Below are 15,354 nucleotides of genomic sequence, written 5' to 3' on the forward strand. Positions count from 1 at the left end.
TCGTACGATGCTCTGATGCCCTTGCCCAAAGCTGAACTGCACCTCCACATCGAAGGCACCCTGGAGCCCGAGCTGGCTTTCGAGCTGGCCGCCCGCAACGGCGTGCCCCTGCCGTACGCGGACGAGGACGCGCTGAGAGAGGCGTACCGGTTCGAGGACCTCCAGTCCTTCCTGAACCTGTACTACGAGCTCATGGCCGTCCTGCGCACCGAGCGGGACTTCGAGGACCTCGCGAACGCCTACCTCGCCCGCGCCGCCGCGCAGGGCGTGCGGCACGCGGAGATCTTCTTCGACCCGCAGGCGCACCTCGCCCGGGGCGTGGAGATGGGCACGGTCGTGGAGGGCCTGTGGCGGGCGCTGCGCACCAGCCGCGCCAACCACGGCGTCTCCACCCGCCTCATCATGTGCTTCCTGCGCGACGAGTCCGCCGAGTCGGCGCTGGCGACCCTCGACGCCGCGAAGCCGTACCTCGACCGCATCACGGGCGTCGGCCTGGACTCCGCCGAGGTCGGCCACCCGCCGGTCAAGTTCCGCGAGGTGTACGAGGCCGCCGCCGCCCTCGGACTGCGCCGGGTCGCGCACGCGGGCGAGGAGGGGCCGCCTCAGTACGTCGCCGAGGCCCTGGACGTCCTCGGCGTCGAGCGGATCGACCACGGCCTGCGCTCGGTCGAGGACCCGGCGCTGGTCGAGCGGCTGGTGCGCGAGCGCGTCCCGCTCACCCTGTGCCCGCTGTCCAACGTCCGGCTGCGCACGGTCGACACCCTCGCCGACCACCCGCTGCCCGCGATGCTCGACGCGGGCCTCATGTGCACGGTCAACTCCGACGACCCCGCCTACTTCGGCGGCTACGCGGGCGACAACTTCGACGCCGTACGCGAGGCCCTGGGCCTCACCGAGGAGCGGCTGCGGGAGCTCGCCCGCAACTCCTTCCTCGCTTCCTTCCTGGAGGACGAGGAGGAACTGCGGGCGCGCTACCTGGCCGAGGTGGAGGCGTACGAGTTCGGATAGCCCGGCTCAGCCCGTCCCGGACCCCGGCGCGGCCGCGGCCGCCCGGGGTCCCGCCGTGTCGTAGTCGCGCTGGACCGGGACGGCGGGGGCGTCCATGTCGATCTCCACGACCGGCTGCTCCGTGGCACCGAGCTCCGGTACCGCACCGCTCGGCGTGCCGGTGGCGGCGGCGACCAGGGCGGCCGGGGTGCCGCCCCGGCGGCGGATCGCGCCGGGCACCAGTGGACGCCCGCCGGTGTACAGGGCGACGGCGGTCATCGGGACGGCGACCAGCAGCAGACCGGCGCCGAGGACCAGGCCCATGACCGGATAGCCGGCCTGCGCCGACAGCACACTGCCGGCCAGCGGCCCGGCCGCCGTGCCCAGCGAGGACGCCGACCCGACGAGCACCGCCCAGCGGCCGCGCGGGTCGAGCGAGGCGGCGAGGCCGATCAGGTACGACAGCACGACCGGGTACAGCGTGTTCCAGGCGATCTCCCCGGCCGCGAAGGCCGTGGGCGTGGTCGCGGACGCGGTCAGGGCGATGCAGACGGCGATGGCGACCGTCCCGGCCCCGACGGGCATCGCCCGCCCCAGCCGCGGCCCGAGCGCACCGGCCACGAGTACGCCGACCAGGCCCGCGCCCAGCGCGACGGCGAAGACGACCCCGAGGGCGGCGTCGCCCAGACCGGCCTGCGTCAGCCCGATCCGCCCGCTGACGCCCCACAGGGAGTTCTGCGCGAGGGACCAGCAGAGCACGGTGGCGGCGAGGACCAGACCCGAACGGCGGCGGGGGAGCGGGGCGGTGGTGTCGGCGTCGGGCGCGGCCGACGACGTGGCCGTCCCGCCCGGCAGCCGGCCGGTCAGCGGCCACACGGCGAAGGCGGTCAGCGCGATCGCGGCCAGCGGCAGACCGTGCGCCCGGCCGAGGTGCGGCACCGTCAGATACACCGCGCCGGCCAGCGCGGAGACGCTCAGCAGACCCAGGGTGGAGGCGCGGTGCGGGTCGCGCTCGGCGGCGATCCGGGTGGCGGCGACCGTCATGGCCGTACCCGACCCGAAGCCGCCGATGACCGCGCCGGCGACGACGGCCGGGACGGCGGTGGTGAGCGAGGCGGCGCCGTAGCCGAGGACGGCCAGCGCGAGCCCGAAACGGGCCAGGGCCCGGGCGCCGATCCGCTGCACCCGGGAGGCCAGCAGGAAGCCCGCGGTCGCCGAACTCAGCAGCAGCGCGCTGCCGACGGCGCCGGCCTGAGTGGTGGTCAGCGGAAGGCCGGTGTCGAGTCTGCCGACGGTGGTGGGCAGCAGATACGGAGGCAGGTACCCGGCCGTGAAGAGGGCGACGAGGGGCCAGGCAGTGGTGCGGGGGGCGAACACGGGCGTTCCCAGGGCATGCGAAAGGAAGGGGGGAGGGGGAGGGAGCGACGACCGTCGACGGACAGGAACGCGCGGGCAATTTGTATCAAGCGCGGGGAGGCGAGAAACAGGCGAGGGGGTGTGATCTGAAGCACAGGTGTGTTTCAGGGTTTCAGGCCTGGGTAGCAGCGAGCGCTCGCGTCTCGTGAGGATCTCCCCGCCCCATTGACGGCTCCCGTCCGCCTGCCTAATCTCCATCCCCATACGTGGATGCCATTTACATACAGAGACGGTGCCGGACCGACCTCGTAGGAGCAGCCCTGTGACCCCCGCTCTCGCCATCGCCGACGTCCGCCTCACGCCGATCCTGGTCGCCGACCCGCCCCTGCTCAACACGCAGGGCGTCCACCAGCCGTACACCCCCCGCCTGATCATCGAGGTGGAGACCGCGGCCGGGATCACCGGGGTCGGCGAGACCTACGGCGACGCCAAGTACCTGGAACTGGCCCGTCCCTTGGCCGCGAGGTTGGTCGGCCGGCAGGTCTCCGACCTCAATGGCCTGTTCACGACCGTGGACGAGGTGGCCGTCGACGCCACCCGGGTCTCCGGACGGGTGGACGTCGGCGGACTGCGCGGTGTCCAGACCGCCGACAAGCTCCGCCTGTCCGTCGTCTCCGGCTTCGAGGTCGCCTGCCTCGACGCCCTCGGCAAGGCGCTCGGGCTGCCCGTGCACGCGCTGCTGGGCGGCAAGGTGCGCGACGCCGTCGAGTACAGCGCGTACCTCTTCTACAAGTGGGCCGGCCACCCGGCGGGCGTGGCGAGCGAGCGGGACGACTGGGGCGCCGCCGTCGACCCGGCCGGGGTCGTCGCACAGGCCCGCACCTTCGCCGAGCGGTACGGCTTCGCCTCCTTCAAGCTCAAGGGCGGCGTCTTCCCGCCCGAGGAGGAGATCGCCGCGATCAGGGCGCTCGCCGAGGCCTTCCCCGGCCACCCGCTGCGGCTGGACCCCAACGGCGCCTGGTCCGTGGAGACCTCCCTGAAGGTCGCCGCGGAACTCGCCGACGTCCTGGAGTACCTGGAGGACCCCGCGCTCGGCACCCCGGCCATGGCGGAGGTCGCCGCGAGGACCGGGGTGCCGCTCGCGACCAACATGTGTGTGACGACGTTCGCCGAGATCCAGGAGGCGTTCACGACGGGCGCCGTGCAGGTCGTGCTCTCGGACCACCACTACTGGGGCGGGCTGCGCAACACCCAGCAACTCGCCGCCGTCTGCCGCGCCTTCGGCGTCGGGATCTCCATGCACTCCAACACCCACCTGGGCATCAGCCTCGCCGCGATGACCCACGTGGCGGCCACCGTCCCGGACCTCCACCACGCCTGCGACTCCCACTACCCCTGGCAGTCGGAGGACGTGCTCACCGAGCGGCTCACCTTCGACGGCGGCAGGGTCGCCGTTCCCGACGCGCCCGGTCTCGGCGTCGAACTCGACCGTGACCGGCTGGAGTTCCTCCACCGCCGCTGGCTCGACGACGACGGCGCGCTCCGGGACCGCGACGACGCGGCCGCCATGCGGGTCGCCGACCCGGAGTGGGTGACGCCTCCCGTCCCGCGCTGGTAACCGGCCGCACCGCCGCGGGGGAGGCGGCGGCCGCGCTTCGGTGCCACCGGCCCCGACGCCGCCGGGTTGTCAGTGGCGTGGTGCACACTGGCGGGGTCCGCACCATGCCAGGGAGCGCACCGTGACAGCGTCCACCGTGTCCACCGCGTCCGGCGTGCCCGCCATGCCCGTCATGCCGGCCGCCGAGAGAACACACCGCCACGTCCCGGACCAGGGAGCGCACCACCGTCCCCAGGTCGATCCCCTCGCCGCCCTGCGCACACCGCAGGACCCGCCCTGGGACGTGTATCTGACCGGCACCGTCTTCCTCGACGTCGTCTTCACCGGGCTGGACTCCGCACCGGTGCGCGGGACCGAGTCCTGGGCGCGCGGAATGGGGTCGAGCCCGGGCGGCGTGGCGAACATGGCGACCGCGCTGGCCCGCCTCGGGCTGCGCACCTCGCTGGCCGCGGCCTTCGGCGACGACCACTACGGCGACTACTGCTGGGACGCCCTCGCACAGGGCGAGGGCATCGACCTGACCCCCTCGCGCACCGTGCCCGGCTGGCACTCGCCGGTGACGGTCTCGATGGCGTACGAGGGCGAGCGCACGATGGTCTCCCACGGCCACGAGCCGCCGCCGGAGGAACCGTCCCCCGACTGCCCGCCCCGCGCGCGTGCCGCCGTCGCCTCCCTCACACCCGGCGTCCGCGCCCCCTGGATCGCCCAGGCCGCCGCGCGCGGCACCCGCGTCTTCGCCGACGTCGGCTGGGACGACACCGGCGCCTGGGACCTGGCCGGGCTGCCCGACCTCGCGCACTGCGAGGCCTTCCTGCCGAACGCGGAGGAGGCCATGCGCTACACCGGCGCCACCTGCCCGCGCGCCGCCGCGCACGCCCTGACCGAGCACGTGCCGCTCGCCGTGGTCACCCTCGGCGCGGACGGCGCGTACGCGGTGGACCGGCGTACGGGGGAGAGCGCCGAGGTCCCGGCCATCGAGGTCGAGGCCCTGGACCCGACCGGCGCCGGGGACGTCTTCGTCGCCGGATTCGTCACCGGCACCCTGGCCGGCTGGCCGCTGGCCGACCGCCTGGCCTTCGCCGGTCTGACCGCCGCCCTCTCCGTCCAGGAGTTCGGCGGCTCACTGTCGGCGCCCGGCTGGTGCGAGATCGCCACCTGGTGGCGCAAGGTCCAGTCCGTCGAGAGCCAGGACCCGACGGCCCTGCGCCGCTACGCGTTCCTCGCGGACCTGGTCCCGGCCGACCTGGTGGCACCGTGGCCCCTGCGCCGCGCCGTCCCGACCATCGGCTTCCGCCCCCCGGCCTGACCGGCCCCGCTACCAGTGAGCCTCAGAACCCGAGCCGCCGCAGCTGCTTCGGGTCGCGCTGCCAGTCCTTCGCGACCTTCACGTGCAGATCGAGGAAGACCGGGGTGCCGAGCAGCGCCTCGATCTGCTTGCGGGACTTGATGCCGACATCCTTCAGGCGCTTGCCCTTGGGGCCGATGATGATGCCCTTCTGGCTGGGGCGCTCGATGAAGACGTTGGCGTGGATGTCCAGCAGGGGCTTGTCGGCCGGGCGGTCCTCGCGCGGGAGCATCTCCTCCACGACCACCGCGATGGAGTGCGGCAGCTCGTCCCGCACGCCCTCCAGCGCGGCCTCCCGGATCAGCTCGGCGACCATGACCTGCTCGGGCTCGTCGGTCAGGTCGCCCTCGGGGTAGAGCGCGGGACCCTCGGGCAGCAGCGGGGTCAGCAGGTCCGCGAGCAGGTCCACCTGCTGGTTCCCGGTGGCCGACACCGGGACGATCTCCGCCCAGGTGATCCCCAGCTCCTGGCCGAGCTGATCGATCGCGATCAGCTGCTCGGCCAGGGTCTTGGAGTCCACCAGGTCGGTCTTGGTGACGATCGCGACCTTCGGGGTCTTCTTGATCCCCGCCAGTTCCTTGGCGATGAAGCGGTCGCCCGGGCCCAGCTTCTCGTTGGCCGGCAGGCAGAAACCGATGACGTCCACCTCGGCCCACGTCGTCCGCACGACGTCGTTGAGCCGCTCGCCCAGCAGCGTGCGCGGCTTGTGCAGCCCCGGGGTGTCCACCAGGATCAGCTGCGCCTCCGGGCGGTGCACGATGCCCCGCACGGTGTGCCGGGTCGTCTGCGGACGGTTCGAGGTGATCGCCACCTTCTGCCCGACCAGAGCGTTCGTGAGGGTGGACTTGCCCGCGTTGGGGCGGCCCACGAAGCAGGCGAAACCGGCCCTGTGGACAGCTTCGGCCGGCTCTTCGGATGACTGGGTACGAACGCTCATGGCGCCCATTGTCCCTGATCCCCGGAGCCCCGCCGTACCACGGTCGCCCACCCGGCCCGCGACGGCCGGGTCAGCCCGCGCGCACCGTGTCGCGCACCGTGCCGTCCGGACCGGCGACGAGAACCGGCGTCCCGGGGCCCCCCAGGTCCCGCACCGCCGCCCGGTCCTCCTCCGACGCCGACTCCGCCTCCGTCACCACGGCCGCCGCCTCCAGCGACTTCGCGCCGGACGCCACCGCCATCGCCACCGCCGTCCGCAGCGCGCTCAGCTTCAGCGAGTCCAGGCCGACGGTCCCGGCGACGTAGGTACGGCCGGTCTCGTCGCGTACGGCCGCGCCCTCGGGCACACCGTTGCGGGCCCGCGCGGAACGGGCCAGGGTCACGATCTTGCGGTCCTCGGGGTCGAGGTCGGGAGTCTCGGTCATGAGGCGAGCATACGTAGCACCGCCTGCCCCCGGCCCGGTCACCCCGCCACCGGGTACATCGCCCCGCGCCGGCCCTCCGGCGAGGCCAGCCACTCCAGCTTCGCCGCGCTGTTCGCCTCGTCCAGCGGCGTGTGCAGCACGATCGTCAGATCGGGCCGCGCCGGTACCTTCAGCGCCGTCGACTCCAGGCTGAGCAGCCCGACCAGCGGATGGTCCAGCTCCTTGCGGATCTGCCCGGCGTCCTCGATGTCCCGCTCGTCCCACAGCGCCGCGAACTCGCCGCTGGCTTCCCTCAGATCCGCCAGCACCTGCTGGAAACCCTCGTCGTCGGGGTTGGCCGCGCAGGTGGCACGGAACTGGGCGACGACCGTGCGCGCGTTCTCCCCCCAGCTGCGGGCCCGGGCGCGGTACAGGGGGTCGGTGAAGAAGTCGACGATGCAGTTCCACGTCGTCCCGGGCCGCATGCCCAGCACCATCGCCGCCGCGTCGTTGTACATCACGCAGTTGTAGTACCGGTCCATGATGTGCGCCGGATACGGCATCCACGTGTCGATCAGCCGCCGCAGCCCCTCGCACATGTCCCGCTTCGCCGGCTCCACCTCGGGCGCGGGCGGGTTCAGCCCGGCCAGCACGTACAGATGACGGCGTTCGGCGTTGCTGAGCCGCAGCACCCGGGCCACGGCGTCCAGGACCTGCGGGGATACGGAGATGTCGCGGCCCTGCTCCAGCCACTGGTACCAGGAGGCGCCCACCCCGGCGAGCACGGCCACCTCCTCGCGCCGCAGACCCGGCGTCCGGCGCCGTGCCCCGCCGTCCGGCAGGCCGACCTCGGCAGGGGAGACCCGGGCCCGCCGGCTCATCAGGAACTCCCGCAGCTCACTGCGGCGCCGGTCCCTGCCCGACGACGCCACCTCGGTCCGCGCGATCACGTCCGGCACGTATGCACTCCCCCCCCCGTAGCCATGCTGGTGGTGGCTGGTGGTGCCACCACCAGGACAACTTGCCGCTCCCCACGCCTATTCCGGGGCCGTCAGGCTCCTCCCCATGGCGATCGACACCACCTCAACCACCCCGGCGAAGGCCACCCCACCGCCCGCGGAGCAGGCGGCTCCCCGGCTCTCGCCCCGCGACCGGCTGGTCCTGTTCGTGCTCTGCGCGGCCCAGTTCATGGTCGCGCTCGACTTCTCCGTCCTGAACGTCGCCCTGCCCGTCCTCGGCGCGGACCTCGGCATGAGCACCTCCGCCCTCCAGTGGGCGGTCACCGCGTTCGCGCTGCCGTCCGGCGGGTTCCTGCTGCTCTTCGGGCGCATGGGCGACCTGTACGGGCGCCGCCGGCTGTTCCTCACCGGCCTCGCGGTCTTCGGCGCCGCCTCGCTGCTGGCCACCTTCGCCTGGGACCCGGCGTCCTTCCTCGCCGGACGCGCCCTCCAGGGCCTCGGCGCGGCGGCCATCGTCCCGACCGGCATGTCCCTGCTGACGACGACCTTCCCGGAGGGCCCGGCCCGCGACCGCGCCCTCGGCATCTCCGGCACCCTGCTCTCGCTCGGCTTCACCGTCGGCATGGTGGCCGGCGGGGTGCTGACCGACCTGCTGAGCTGGCGGTCCACCATGGGCCTGCTGGCGCTGTTCGCCCTGATCGTGCTGCCCCTCGCCCCCCGCCTGCTGCCCGAGTCCCGCACCCCCGAGCGCCCCCGCCTCGACGTCCCCGGCGCGGTCACCGTCACCGGCGGCCTGCTCTCCCTGATCTACGCCCTGTCGACGGCCGCCGAACACGGCTTCGGCCGCACCGACGTCCTCGTCGCCCTCGTCGCGGGCCTGCTGCTCCTGGCCGCCTTCGTCCTCGTCGAGTCCCGCACCGCGGCCCCGCTCGTCTCGCTGCCGATGCTGCGGCGCCGCACGGTGGCGTGGGGCAACCTGGGCGGGCTGATCACCTTCTCGATGATGTCGACGGTGGTCTTCGTCCTCACCCTGTACCTCCAGGAGGTCCTGCACCTGTCCGCCTTCCAGACCGGCCTGGTCTTCGGCGTGCAGGGCGCGCTGTCGGTGGTGGCCGGTTCGTACGCCCCCCGGGTCATCGGCCGCTTCGGCACCCGCCGCACCCTGGTCGGCTCGCTCGCCGGGCAGGGCGTGCTCGGCCTGTCCCTGCTGGCACTGGGGGAGGGCGGCTGGTCGGTGGCGCTCGCCACGGCCGCGGTCTCGCTGGCCAGCATGTGCCACCTGGGCGCGATCATCTCCTACGGCCTGACCGTCACCTCCGGCGTCCCCGACGAGGAGCAGGGCCTGGCGACCGGCCTGGTCACCTCCACCCAGCAGGTCGGCCTCACCGTCGGCATCCCGCTGCTGGGCGTCCTGGCCACCACGTCCACGGACCTGACGTCCGGCGTCCACACGGTGCTGATCCTGGACGCGGTGATCGTGCTGGCGGCGGCCGTGCTGGTCGCGGCCGGACTGCGGGCCGGGCGCTCAGGGACGGTCGAGGCGGAGCCTGTCCGCGCGCGGTAGGCCGGCGACCACCAGGTCGTACGAGTCCTCGATCAGCTCCCGGACGACACGGTCCGGGAGCCCGCCGTCCACCGTGACCGTGTTCCAGTGCCGCTTGTTCATGTGCCAGCCCGGGACGATCAGGCCCGGGTGGTCGGCGCGCAGCCGGATCGCGTCGTCCGGGTCGCACTTCAGGTTGACGGTGAGAGGGCGCGCGTCCAGGAAGGACAGCGCGAACATCTTGCCCAGCACCTTGAAGACCGAGATCTCAGGGCTGAAGGGGAAGTCCTCCGCCGCGGCGTTGAAGGACAGACAGAAGTCGCGCAGTTCCCCGGGGATCATTCCGACACGGCCTCCTCGGCGCGCTTCACCGCGCCCACCGGCTCCACCAGCACCGTCACGATCTTGTTCCGGCGGCCCGCCGCGGCCTCCGCCGTCAGCCGCACCTCGCGGCCGTCCGGCAGCTCCACGATCGACGAGGCACCGGCGATCGGCACCCGGCCCAGCGCCTTCGCCAGCAGACCGCCCACCGTCTCCACGTCCTCGTCGTCGAACTCCTCCAGGCCGTACAGCTCGCCCAGGTCGCCGATGTCGAGGCGGGCGGTGACCCGGAAGCGGTCCTCGCCCAGCTCCTCGATCGGAGGCAGCTCCCGGTCGTACTCGTCGGTGATCTCGCCGACGATCTCCTCCAGGATGTCCTCGATGGTGACGATGCCCGCCGTGCCGCCGTACTCGTCGATGACGACGGCGACGTGGTTGCGCTCCTTCTGCATCTCGCGCAGCAGGTCACCGGCGTTCTTGGTGTCGGGCACGAAGAACGCCGGGCGCATCGCGGTGGAGACCAGGTCGCTCTCCGCGTCCCGGCTGATGTGCGTCCTGCGGACCAGGTCCTTCAGGTAGACGATGCCGACGATGTCGTCCTCGCTGTCACCGGTGACCGGTATCCGCGAGAAACCGGAGCGCAGGGCGAGGGTGAGCGCCTGCCGGATGGTCTTGTAACGCTCGATGACGACGAGGTCGGTCCGCGGGACCATGACCTCCCGCACCAGCGTGTCGCCCAGCTCGAACACCGAGTGCACCATGCGGCGCTCCTCGGCCTCGATCAGCGACTCCTTCTCGGCGTAGTCGACCAGCGCGCGCAGCTCCGCCTCGGAGGCGAAGGGACCGCGGCGGAAGCCCTTGCCGGGGGTGAGGGCGTTGCCGATGAGGATGAGCAGCGACGGGATCGGGCCCATGATCCGGGCCAGCGGCACCAGGACGTACGCCGCCGCGGTCGCCGTGTTCAGCGGGTGCTGGCGTCCGATGGTGCGCGGGGAGACCCCGACGGCGACGTACGAGACGAGCACCATGACCGCGATGGCGATCACCAGCGCCTCGCCGGTGCCGTCGAACTGCTTCAGACAGGCGTACGTGACCAGTGCGGCGGCCGCCATCTCGCAGGCCACGCGGACCAGCAGCGCCACGTTGAGGTAGCGCGTCGGGTCGGCGGCGACCTTGGCGAGCTTCTCGCCGCCGCGCCGCCCGGACCGTACGGCCTCCTCGGCGCGGAAGCTGGAGACCCGGGCGAGCCCCGCCTCCGCGCACGCGGCGAGCCAGGCGATCACGACCAGGGCGACCGCGCCCGCGATCAGCGGGAGGCTCATGAGACGGTCGGGGCCGGGGACGGGCCGGTCAGGCCCTTCTCCGCACGCCAGCCGTCCACGATGGCGGCCTGCAGACCGAACATCTCGGCCTTCTCGTCGGGCTCCTCGTGGTCGTACCCGAGCAGGTGCAGCACGCCGTGGACGGTGAGCAACTGGAGCTCCTCGTCCATGGAGTGCTGCGTGGGTGCCTCGGTGCCCTGCCTGGTGGCGACCTCCGGGCAGAGCACGATGTCGCCGAGCAGCCCCTGCGGCGGCTCGTCCTCGTCCTTCGCCGGCGGACGCAGCTCGTCCATCGGGAAGGACATGACATCCGTCGGACCCGGCAGGTCCATCCACTGGATGTGGAGCTGCTCCATGGCGTCGGTGTCCACGACGATCACCGAGAGTTCGGAGAGCGGGTGGATGCGCATCCGCGCGAGCGCGTAGCGGGCGATGTCGAGGATCGCCTGCTCGTCGACCTCGGTTCCGGACTCGTTGTTGACGTCGATCGACATGGTCGTGCTGGTCTACTTCCCCTTGGCCTTGGCACCGTGCTTGGGTGCGCGACCGCCGTTGTGGCCGCCGTTCTCGGTGCCGTTCCTGCTGTCGTACTGCTCGTACGCGTCGACGATACGGCCCACCAGCTTGTGCCGGACGACGTCCTGGGACGACAGCCGGGAGAAGTGGACGTCGTCGACGCCCTCCAGGATGTCCTGCACCTGCCGCAGACCGGACTTCGTGCCGCCGGGCAGGTCGACCTGCGTCACGTCACCCGTGATCACGATCTTCGACTCGAAGCCGAGGCGGGTGAGGAACATCTTCATCTGCTCGGGGCTGGTGTTCTGGGCCTCGTCCAGGATGATGAAGGCGTCGTTCAGCGTCCGGCCGCGCATGTACGCCAGCGGCGCGACCTCGATCGTCCCCGCCGCCATCAGCCGCGGGATCGAGTCCGGGTCGAGCATGTCGTGCAGCGCGTCGTACAGCGGGCGCAGATACGGGTCGATCTTCTCGTAGAGCGTGCCCGGCAGGAAGCCGAGCCGCTCGCCGGCCTCGACCGCCGGGCGGGTCAGGATGATGCGGTTGACCTGCTTGGACTGCAGGGCCTGCACCGCCTTGGCCATCGCCAGGTAGGTCTTGCCGGTGCCCGCGGGGCCGATGCCGAAGACGATGGTGTGCTTGTCGATCGCGTCGACGTACCGCTTCTGGTTCAGCGTCTTGGGGCGGATCGTGCGGCCGCGAGAGGACAGGATGTTCTGCGTGAGCACCTCGGCCGGGGTCTCCTGGCCGTCGCTCTCCCCGTTCTCGCTCGCCTTGAGCATGGCGATCGAGCGTTCCACTGCGTCCTCCGTCATCGGCTGCCCGGTGCGGAGCACCAGCATCATCTCGTCGAACACGCGCTGGATGAGGGCGACGTCATGGGTGTCGCCGACCGCGCTGATCTCGTTTCCCCGGACGTGGATGTCGGCCGCCGGGAAGGCCTTCTCGATCACGCGCAGGAGGGAGTCGCCGGATCCCAGCACGGTCACCATGGGGTGCTGGGCGGGGACGGTGAACTGTGCTCTCGCCTGCCCCTGCGCGGGGGTGTGAGCTGTGGGTGTCTGAGTCATGGGCCGGCGCTCTAGGCCTGCTCGTCCTCCTCTGCGGCGTGAGCCGCGTGACGGGTGTGCTCTGCTTCCTCCAGCGTACGACTCCCCGCCGACAGCACCGAGGCTTTTATCCGACCGGCGCTCACCGCTGGGCGCGGACCATCTCCCGGAACCAGCCGTACGACGCCTTGGGCGTGCGTTTCCGCGTCGCGAAGTCCACGTGCACCAGCCCGAACCGGCGCGCGTACCCCTCGGCCCACTCGAAGTTGTCCAGCAGCGACCACACGAAGTAGCCGCGCACGTCCACGCCCGCCTCCAGTGCCCGGTGCAGGGCGCGGACGTGCCCGTCGAGGTAGGTGATGCGGTCCTGGTCGTCGAGCCCTTCGTAGGAGCAGCCGTTCTCCGTGATGACGACGGGCGGGAGCCGGTCGCCGTAGCGGTCGCGGAAGCCGGTGAGCAGCTCGGTGAGCCCCTCGGGGACGACGGGCCAGCCGAAGTCGGTCAGCGGCCGCCCCTCGATCCCGCGCACCGAGAAGGGCAGTTCCGCGGGGAACGTCAGGCCCCCGGACTCGGTCTCCGCGCCCTGCGGGGCGCCCACCCTCGTCGGCGCGTAGTAGTTCACGCCGTACCAGTCCAGCGGCTCGGCGATGATCTCCAGGTCCGCCCGCACGTCGCCCGGCATCAGCTCCGCGATGCCGTCCGGGTACCGCCCGGTCAGCACGGGGTCGGCGAACATCCGGTTCAGGAGGACGTCGTAGAAGTCCGCCGCCTCCCGGTCGGCCGTCTCGTCCGACGCCGGCCAGGTCGGACCGTGCGAGTTGGCGATCCCGATGTCGGCGGCGCCGGACGCGCGCAGGGCCCGTACCGCGAGGCCGTGCGCGAGCAGCTGGTGGTGGGCCACCGGCAGGGCGTCGAACAGCAGCTTCCGGCCGGGGGCGTGCGCGCCGAGGGCGTGGCCCAGCAGGGTGTGCTCGGCGGGCTCGTTCAGAGTGATCCACTTGTCGACGCGGTCGCCGAGCCGGTCCGCGACCACCGACACGTACTGGGCGAAACGCGACGCCGTGTCCCGCTCCAGCCAGTCCAGGCCCGCCGGCAGGTCCCAGTGGAAGAGCGTCGGCACCGGCCGGACGCCCGCCGCGCACAGCTCGTCGACCAGCCGGTCGTAGAAGCCGAGGCCGCCGGGGGAGTCCACCCGAGGCCAGGAGACCGAGAAGCGGTACGCGTCCACGCCCAGGTCCGCCAGCAGCGCCACGTCCTCGCGGTAGCGGTGGTAGTGGTCGCAGGCCACCGCCGCCGTCGAGCCGTCCTTCACCCGCCCCGGCTCGGACGTGAAGACGTCCCACACGGACGGTCCCCGCAGCTCGGCCGCGCCCTCGATCTGGTGCGCCGAGGTCGACACGCCCCACAGGAAGCCGTCCGGGAACCGGGGTACCGGGTTCGTCGCCATGCGCGGATCATCCGCAGGGCCGGTGCGGGAAGTCAACGCCCTTGCCCGGCAACGGCGTTACGCGCCCTCCTTCAGCACCCGCGAGATCAGCCTCCGCTGCTCGTCCGTCAGCCGGGGATCGGCGGCGTACACCGTCTTCCCGTCCACGGTGATCTGGTAGCTGAACCCGTCCGGCACCCCGACGGGCGGCGTGCCCCGGCCGTCGGCGGCCGCCCGCTCCGCCAGGGCGTGCCACTCGGCCGCGTCGGGGCGTCCCGCGGTGTCGACCTCCGCGTGGCGTTCGATGCCCGCGAAGCCTCCTGTGCGCCTCACCTGAATCCGCATGGGTCCGTGTCTAGTACGGAACTAGAGCGTGCGCACCCCGACCTGCTCCCAGGCCTTGCGCACCGCCTCCAGCTCGTCCGCGTCGCCGTAGCGCTCCCGGGCGGCCTTCACCGTCAGTGTCGCGAAGTCCGCGAACAGTGCGTCCTGCGCCAGCTCGCCGCCGGTCAGCACGTCGTACCAGATCAGTCCCGCCCGCTCCCAGGCGTGCCCGCCGAGCGCGGTGGCGACCAGGTAGAAGGCGTGGTTGGGGATGCCGGAGTTGATGTGCACGCCGCCGTTGTCGCGGCCGGTGCGCACGAAGTCGTCCATCGTCGCGGGCTGCGGGTCCTTGCCGAGGACGTCGTCGTCGTACGCCGTGCCCGGCGCCTTCATGGAGCGCAGCGCCACTCCCGTCACGCGCGGGGCGAGCAGCCCGGCGCCGATCAGCCAGTCGGCCTCGGCGGCGGTCTGGCCGAGCGAGTACTGCTTGATGAGCGCGCCGAACACGTCAGAGACCGACTCGTTGAGGGCGCCCGGCTGGCCGTAGTAGGTCAGGTTGGCGGTGTGCTGGGTGACGCCGTGGGTCAGCTCGTGGCCGATCACGTCGAGGGGAATGGTGAAGTCGAGGAAGATCTCCCCGTCCCCGTCGCCGAAGACCATCTGCTCGCCGTTCCAGAAGGCGTTGTTGTACTCGCGGTCGTAGTGCACGGTGGCGTCCAGCGGCAGTCCGCCGCCGTCGATGGAGTCGCGCCCGTACACTTTCAGGAAGTGCTCGAAAGTCGCTCCCAGGGCCGCGTAGGCGCGGTTCACGGTGGCGTCCTTGCCGGGCTCCTCGCCCTCCCCGCGCACCTTCTTGCCCGGCAGGTCGGTGCCGTGCCGGGCGTCGAAGATCGTGCGCTGCGGCTTCCCGGTCTCGGCGCCGGCGCGCGGGGCGACGGTGGGGGCGCCGATCACCGTGGTCAGCTGGCGGTGGGTGCGCTCGAAGGCGTCGCGCTGGAGGGTCCGGCGGGCGGGGCCGGCGAGCACGGGGTCCTCGTGCTGGGCGAGCTTGTCGAGGACGTGGGGCGGCACGATGGTGCAGAAGACGGGCTCGAAGCCCCCGTATGTCGTCATGTCCGGCACCCTTGCACTGCGTGATGTTACTGTCACCACCCGCAACCACGATTGATGAAAAGCAACGCCAAGACGGCCCCGCGGCGGGCCGCGAGTGGTATACGGCACTTTTTGTCCCGGTTCCCTCCATGGTCC

At 72.2% G+C, this 15,354-nt stretch carries 15 protein-coding genes; 4 read left to right on the forward strand and 11 right to left on the reverse strand.

Features of this window, described 5'->3' with window-relative positions; all coding sequences use genetic code 11:
- Positions 1–15: 15 nt before the first annotated feature.
- Positions 16–1,008: an adenosine deaminase gene (locus RI578_RS26770; protein ID WP_310873451.1), complete on the forward strand. Its 993-nt coding sequence runs from the start codon at positions 16–18 to the stop codon at positions 1,006–1,008.
- A gap of 6 nt (positions 1,009–1,014) precedes the next feature.
- Here the strand turns inward: RI578_RS26770 and RI578_RS26775 are convergent, their stop codons facing one another.
- Positions 1,015–2,364, reverse strand: coding sequence for an MFS transporter (locus RI578_RS26775; RefSeq protein ID WP_310873452.1), 1,350 nt, complete (start codon positions 2,362–2,364; stop codon positions 1,015–1,017).
- Positions 2,365–2,665: 301 nt separating this feature from the next.
- Here RI578_RS26775 and RI578_RS26780 point away from each other — a divergent pair, with 301 nt between their 5' ends.
- The gene (locus tag RI578_RS26780; protein WP_310873453.1) at positions 2,666–3,961 is read left to right on the forward strand and encodes a glucarate dehydratase family protein; all 1,296 of its coding nucleotides are present in this window, start codon (positions 2,666–2,668) and stop codon (positions 3,959–3,961) included.
- Positions 3,962–4,133: 172 nt separating this feature from the next.
- Positions 4,134–5,267: a PfkB family carbohydrate kinase gene (locus RI578_RS26785; protein WP_310875869.1), complete on the forward strand. Its 1,134-nt coding sequence runs from the start codon at positions 4,134–4,136 to the stop codon at positions 5,265–5,267.
- Between the two features lie 22 nt (positions 5,268–5,289).
- On the opposite strand, the gene era is transcribed toward RI578_RS26785, so the two are convergent.
- The 3 genes from era to RI578_RS26800 form a co-directional block, all read right to left on the reverse strand.
- Positions 5,290–6,243: a GTPase Era gene (gene era / locus RI578_RS26790; protein WP_310873454.1), complete on the reverse strand. Its 954-nt coding sequence runs from the start codon at positions 6,241–6,243 to the stop codon at positions 5,290–5,292.
- 70 nt (positions 6,244–6,313) lie between these two features.
- Positions 6,314–6,667 (reverse strand): cytidine deaminase, encoded by a 354-nt coding sequence (locus RI578_RS26795; protein WP_210962515.1) that lies wholly within the window; start codon positions 6,665–6,667, stop codon positions 6,314–6,316.
- Positions 6,668–6,705: 38 nt separating this feature from the next.
- Positions 6,706–7,605 (reverse strand): helix-turn-helix transcriptional regulator, encoded by a 900-nt coding sequence (locus tag RI578_RS26800; RefSeq protein ID WP_310873455.1) that lies wholly within the window; start codon positions 7,603–7,605, stop codon positions 6,706–6,708.
- Between the two features lie 106 nt (positions 7,606–7,711).
- Between RI578_RS26800 and RI578_RS26805 the strand changes: the two genes are divergently transcribed.
- A complete protein-coding gene (locus tag RI578_RS26805; protein WP_310873456.1) occupies positions 7,712–9,169 on the forward strand; it encodes an MFS transporter in 1,458 nt (485 codons plus the stop codon).
- On the opposite strand, the gene RI578_RS26810 is transcribed toward RI578_RS26805, so the two are convergent.
- From RI578_RS26810 to RI578_RS26840, 7 genes are all read right to left on the reverse strand, one after another.
- A complete protein-coding gene (locus tag RI578_RS26810) occupies positions 9,131–9,490 on the reverse strand; it encodes an MmcQ/YjbR family DNA-binding protein (RefSeq protein ID WP_310873457.1) in 360 nt (119 codons plus the stop codon). The two genes, RI578_RS26805 and RI578_RS26810, sit on opposite strands and share 39 nt — an antisense overlap.
- Positions 9,487–10,791 (reverse strand): hemolysin family protein, encoded by a 1,305-nt coding sequence (locus tag RI578_RS26815; RefSeq protein ID WP_310873458.1) that lies wholly within the window; start codon positions 10,789–10,791, stop codon positions 9,487–9,489. The genes RI578_RS26810 and RI578_RS26815 overlap by 4 nt, the downstream gene beginning before the upstream one ends.
- Positions 10,788–11,285, reverse strand: coding sequence for an rRNA maturation RNase YbeY (ybeY, locus tag RI578_RS26820; RefSeq protein ID WP_121746951.1), 498 nt, complete (start codon positions 11,283–11,285; stop codon positions 10,788–10,790). The genes RI578_RS26815 and ybeY overlap by 4 nt, the downstream gene beginning before the upstream one ends.
- A gap of 12 nt (positions 11,286–11,297) precedes the next feature.
- Positions 11,298–12,377 (reverse strand): PhoH family protein, encoded by a 1,080-nt coding sequence (locus RI578_RS26825; RefSeq protein ID WP_310873459.1) that lies wholly within the window; start codon positions 12,375–12,377, stop codon positions 11,298–11,300.
- Positions 12,378–12,498: 121 nt separating this feature from the next.
- Entirely contained in the window at positions 12,499–13,803 is a 1,305-nt protein-coding gene (locus tag RI578_RS26830; RefSeq protein WP_310873460.1) for a GH1 family beta-glucosidase, read from the reverse strand.
- A 57-nt stretch (positions 13,804–13,860) separates the two neighbouring features.
- Entirely contained in the window at positions 13,861–14,127 is a 267-nt protein-coding gene (locus RI578_RS26835; RefSeq protein ID WP_310873461.1) for a protealysin inhibitor emfourin, read from the reverse strand.
- Between the two features lie 21 nt (positions 14,128–14,148).
- The gene (locus RI578_RS26840; RefSeq protein ID WP_310873462.1) at positions 14,149–15,219 is read right to left on the reverse strand and encodes a M4 family metallopeptidase; all 1,071 of its coding nucleotides are present in this window, start codon (positions 15,217–15,219) and stop codon (positions 14,149–14,151) included.
- Positions 15,220–15,354 lie beyond the last annotated feature (135 nt).

The organism is Streptomyces sp. BB1-1-1, assembly GCF_031597775.1.
Taxonomy (GTDB): domain Bacteria; phylum Actinomycetota; class Actinomycetes; order Streptomycetales; family Streptomycetaceae; genus Streptomyces; species Streptomyces thinghirensis.

Bases quoted from the DNA above. Each gene is read 5' to 3' on its own strand.
- RI578_RS26770 (WP_310873451.1), top strand. From the start codon at position 16: ATGCCCTTGCCCAAAGCTGAACTGCACCTCCACATCGAAGGCACCCTG.
- RI578_RS26785 (WP_310875869.1), top strand. From the start codon at position 4,134: ATGCCGGCCGCCGAGAGAACACACCGCCACGTCCCGGACCAGGGAGCG.
- era (WP_310873454.1), bottom strand. From the start codon at position 6,243: ATGAGCGTTCGTACCCAGTCATCCGAAGAGCCGGCCGAAGCTGTCCAC.
- RI578_RS26795 (WP_210962515.1), bottom strand. From the start codon at position 6,667: ATGACCGAGACTCCCGACCTCGACCCCGAGGACCGCAAGATCGTGACC.
- RI578_RS26805 (WP_310873456.1), top strand. From the start codon at position 7,712: ATGGCGATCGACACCACCTCAACCACCCCGGCGAAGGCCACCCCACCG.
- RI578_RS26810 (WP_310873457.1), bottom strand. From the start codon at position 9,490: ATGATCCCCGGGGAACTGCGCGACTTCTGTCTGTCCTTCAACGCCGCG.
- RI578_RS26815 (WP_310873458.1), bottom strand. From the start codon at position 10,791: ATGAGCCTCCCGCTGATCGCGGGCGCGGTCGCCCTGGTCGTGATCGCC.
- ybeY (WP_121746951.1), bottom strand. From the start codon at position 11,285: ATGTCGATCGACGTCAACAACGAGTCCGGAACCGAGGTCGACGAGCAG.
- RI578_RS26825 (WP_310873459.1), bottom strand. From the start codon at position 12,377: ATGACTCAGACACCCACAGCTCACACCCCCGCGCAGGGGCAGGCGAGA.
- RI578_RS26830 (WP_310873460.1), bottom strand. From the start codon at position 13,803: ATGGCGACGAACCCGGTACCCCGGTTCCCGGACGGCTTCCTGTGGGGC.
- RI578_RS26835 (WP_310873461.1), bottom strand. From the start codon at position 14,127: ATGCGGATTCAGGTGAGGCGCACAGGAGGCTTCGCGGGCATCGAACGC.
- RI578_RS26840 (WP_310873462.1), bottom strand. From the start codon at position 15,219: ATGACGACATACGGGGGCTTCGAGCCCGTCTTCTGCACCATCGTGCCG.